Origin of the sequence: Cryobacterium sp. MLB-32, from assembly GCF_000738085.1 — a bacterium.
Classification (GTDB): Bacteria; Actinomycetota; Actinomycetes; order Actinomycetales; family Microbacteriaceae; genus Cryobacterium.
The window spans coordinates 1-4,544 of the sequence record NZ_JPRS01000273.1; the positions used below are offsets into that span (position 1 = coordinate 1).

A 4,544-nucleotide genomic window follows, 5' to 3' on the forward strand; every position below is an offset into this window, starting at 1 on the left:
GCCCATCGGTCTGCAGCACTGACCGCGCATACGCAAGATTTGTATTCCAGGCGATATCGATCATCCCGGCCTGAAGAGCATCGACGAGACGTCCATAGTTGGAGAACAACACGAAGTCCATCGCCGTGTCCGGTTCGTCGAAGTATTCGCGGATGCCTTCCCAAATGGGAACAACATTGGGGGTGTATGCGACCGCTCCGATGAGCAAGGGGGCTCCGACGAGTTTCGACATTCGAACCTCAGAACAGCGGAAGGCCGGTCAAGGCCTTGCCGTAGAAGTCGTAGAGCACGTCTGCGGTCGGCGCCATGACCGACCCCGCGCGCGCGTCCCGAAACGCCCGCTCGATGGGCAAATGTTTCGAGAACGCCGCACCGCCACACACCCGCATGGCCGATTCGGTGATGATCAGCGCGGCATCGTTTGCCGAGGCCTTCACCCCGAGCACGAACAGGCCCGTGTCTGCGGTCGGGGTCGCCACTTTCGCGGCCGCCTGCGCGAGATAGGACGTCTGCGCCGCCAACGTGATGCTCATCTTCGCAATCTGCGCCCGGATCGTCGGCAATGCGGAAAGCGCCTGATCCAGGTGCTCGAGCCGGGCACCGGTCACGTGCGCGACAGCGGCATCCACTGCTGCGGTGGAGAGCCCGAGCGACACGGCCGAATTGCCCAGATTGAACCACGGCAGCACCGTGGCCATCATTGTGCCGAACCCGCTGCCCGGTTCACCGATGCGATAACTCGCCGGAATGGTCACCTCTACTGACATCGGGCTCGATGCATTGCCCCGAAGCCCCAGCCCGCTCCAGGGCCCGGCGATATCCAAGCCCACGGTACCGGCAGGGATCGCGTACAGGTCTACCGTCGCCGGGTCGACCGCACTCTTGGATGACATGACGTAGACATCGGCGTAGCCAGCCGAGGTCACCCAGCTTTTATAGGCAGAGAAGCGAACGTCGTCACCGTCCGCCACCGACTCCGACACCGGAGCCCAAAAGTGCGACCGCGACCCTTTCTCACTGAACGCGAGCGTGCCGAGCACCTCACCGGAAGCCATCCGCGCAAGAAGGTCCGGCATCGCTGCGGGCGGGGCGGATGCCACCGTCACGGCAGCCGCGACATGCATCAGGTAAATCATCGCGGTCGATCCGCACGCCGCCGCGATGGAGCCCAACACCTCCGTGAACTCAACAGGCCCGGCCCCCATGCCGCCAGCTTCCTCACTGATCACCAGACCGAGCAGCCCGCTCGACCGGAGAGCCGCGACTGAATCGACGGGGTACGTGCCCTCGCTATCTACCTGTTGGGCGTGAGCGGAAGCTACCGAGGTTACCTGCTCTACAGCCTCGTCGAGGGTCGAATGCGCCATGATCATGCGGTCTCCTAGCATCGTTGCTGAAGCTTCTCGACACTGCTGTCACGGCGCCGACCCGATCATTATCCCCCTCGTGGAGGGCAGCGCGGCAAGGAATTTCTTCAGAGTGCCTAACACCGGCGTGGAGGGTCATCGCCGACCACCACAGCCTCGGCGAACGCAGAAGGGAATCGGGCGATTATCGGCTTGTGCTCGAGCTGTCCCGCGCAAACCTACCTTGATCCCGAGTTCAGCCTGAGGTACTCCGGCCGGGCGAAGCCAACGGGATCGTGGTATGTCCCTCATCGATCTGCCCCTACGTTTTAGGGCTGGGTGAGGCGACCTCACGTGTGAATCCGGCGTGCGTCGACGCCAAATGAGCCGCGGCCGCATTCGGGATCCGGAAGATCGACAGTCACACCAGTGACTGCCTTCGGCACGCCTGAATGAACACATACACGCCAAGAAACGCGACCGCTCCGGCGAGAGTTCCCCACGGTTCGACATTGGCCCAACCTGCCTCCAGTGACGCCCTGCACGGCCAGTGCGACATTACAGCGCGAAAGCGCGATCGACCCGGACCGATGCCAACTGTTTCAGGGGAGGGAAGGCTCTACGCGGCGATCGTTGACCGGCAGACACATATATCTGCACCATCATCGAAACCCGAACCGATTCCTACCGGTTCGCCCACGCCCGAAAGCAACGCACATAGCCAGCTAATTTTCAGCAATGTTCGACCCTGGGTGGCTCTCGCAGATGAGCCACACGCCCCAGTCAGAAAACGAAGCGGCACGTCCAGAGCAGGTCCAGAGCAGGTCCAGAGCAGGTCCAGCAAGCCTGCCGTCGTCCTGTCCTCCGCAATTCATGCGTTATTCGAGTGCCCACGAGATCTGCACTTGCCTGCGCAAGAGGAGGCTAACCTCCAGTCCAGCCTTTCCGGAACCGCGACGTTCGTTCCGATTTCAATCGATGTCTGGCAAGCTCACGAGTGAACGGAGAACCCTTCAAGCCTCAACCACCCGAAACTGCTCAAGGCAGACCCAGACCAGCCGAACGCGATTCTGAACTCCCAAAAGAAGAGACCGGAATAGACAAAATTTTGAATAAACGTTGAATAAACGTTGTTCGCATCAAACTGCCCTCCCCCAGACTGCCTGAAATAGCTGATCAAGTGCAGTCTTGGTGAATGGATTAAGACATGAACCCATGAGAGAAATGTCTAATTAGCGTCGATAACGCCGCAGAAGAAGTGCCGATCAGAGGCTGATTCTATTCGGTATCGTCAAAGAATTCACTCGGATCTAGACACGGAAATCATCAAATCTCGAGGTGAACGCCCGCTGCTACATCGCACCACCCCTTGATTGAGCATGAGCAGAATCGTCAGAAATAGCACGAATCTCGTCAAGGGTGCGCGCCGAGCCCACCCTATTCTCGACAGGTAGTTCAGTTACTGAACCGCGCCCGTCGGGAGGCCAATCACGCGCTGACGTGATGATCGCGCGTGGCGTGCGTGCGTTTCACAACTTGCCCGAAACAGCTCGGACCGAATGCGGTCGGCCACAGGGAATGCGCTTCCACGTGAATGCAGTGCGGTCAACAGCTCCGCATTGGCGAGATTGCGATGACCCAGCGCACGATGTGCTCTCGGTCGGTAAAGACACTGCTTAGAGGCGCCTCCACGTTGCCGTTCCACAGCGCTTCTCGGAGGAATCGGCGACGGAGAGTGCGCCGAACTACGCGAGCGAAGGTCATCGGGAATGGCCGGTCGAGCCCGACGAGGAAGTCTGCGCCGCGCGCTACCAGAGCACGCACGGACGGGTATTGCCACTCCCTTGTCCACGCATCCTCGCTCGTGAATCTGTTGACCTCCTGGAGAAAATTTTCCCGTGGCGCCCAGCCGGGGCCGGTATGGAGCGAGTCGATCTCGGTGTGCTGTCCGCCGGTCATCGCTGGGATCCGTGACGCGAGCGCCGACTTTCCAACGCAGGAGACGCAGGCGACGAGTACGCGGCGAAGGCGAGGCGGAAGGGAGCCTTGTGCGCACAACACCTTGTGAACGTAAACCTCCAAGGCCAACCCGATCCGATCCGGAGCTGTGGACGCCGAAGGTTGCGCCAATGGGCGGTGTTCGGTAAAATTGATGTCATGCAAATGGTCACCTAGTCTGGTGGCCAGCAACCGTGCCCGACTTCATGCGAGCGGAAGTTCGTGGCAGGTGTGCCCCAGTAGAGTTCAGCAGGCACCACGCAGTCGCTCCAGTTCTGCGCCGGACGGCCGTGCGGGGACTTATTGACCGGGAGTAACCCGATGACGGGTAGAGCAGTAGCCGAAGACCGGGGCGCGGTGCTCATCGTAGATGACGACGAGATGATCGTGGGTCTGGTCGCGCAAGGGCTCCTCGCGGCCGGCTACCGCGTCACGACGGCCTCCAGCGGCGCCGAGGCGCTGGCGAGACTGGCCGAGGCGGTCCCGGACGTCGTCGTCTCCGACGTCAACATGCCGGACATGGACGGCTTCACCCTCGTGCAGCGACTGCGCGAGGACTCCCGGCTGCGTTCCCTGCCCCTGTTGTTCCTCACCAGCCGCGCCGAGGCCGCGGACGTGGTGTCCGGCATGCGTCTCGGCGCGGACGACTACATCACCAAGCCCTTCGACCTGCCGGTCCTGGTCGCTCGAGTGGACGCCAAGCGGCTACGGCCGCCGGTGCCTGCTGACCGACTGCAGACTGACCGCCGCACGGGGCTGGCCTCGTCTGCGACGTTCATGGACGAGCTCGACCGGGAGCGCGAGCGGGCGCTTCGCAGCGGCCGCTCGGGGCACTTGGCGCTGATCGGGCTGAACGAGTCCGGGAGCATCCGTGCGCGCTTCGGGGAGCGCGGGGTCGACGAGATGTTGCGGCAGGTCGCCGATGTGCTCGGCGCCGTGGTCACGCCGCTGGAGACGGCCGGCCGTACCCCCGATGGCGGCTTCGGGCTGCTGCTGCCGGAGACGTCGTCCGACGACGTGCGCGACCTACTGCAGGGACTCTCTGAACGTCTCGCCGGTCGCCGCCTGCACGTCGAGGGCTCTAAGGTCAGCGTTACCCCGCTCGTCGGATACGTCCCGCTCGACGCCGTCCAGTCTGCCAAGCAGGCGGTCGAGCAGGCCGGCGCGGCGCTCAAGCACGCGCAGATACACCTCGATCTG

Annotated in this window: 3 protein-coding genes; 1 reads left to right on the forward strand and 2 read right to left on the reverse strand. The window is 62.5% G+C overall.

The window, feature by feature from the left end:
- On the reverse strand, nucleotides 1-232 hold a 232-nt coding region (locus JF66_RS17450), incomplete at its 3' end, for a phosphate ABC transporter substrate-binding protein (RefSeq protein ID WP_035880015.1).
- 7 nt (nucleotides 233-239) lie between these two features.
- Entirely contained in the window at nucleotides 240-1,373 is a 1,134-nt protein-coding gene (locus tag JF66_RS17455) for an acyl-CoA dehydrogenase family protein (protein WP_197059473.1), read from the reverse strand.
- Nucleotides 1,374-3,665: 2,292 nt separating this feature from the next.
- On the opposite strand from JF66_RS17455, the gene JF66_RS17465 reads away from it, so the two are divergent.
- Nucleotides 3,666-4,544 (forward strand): response regulator (locus JF66_RS17465; protein ID WP_035880018.1); only part of this gene is annotated, 879 nt, incomplete at its 3' end.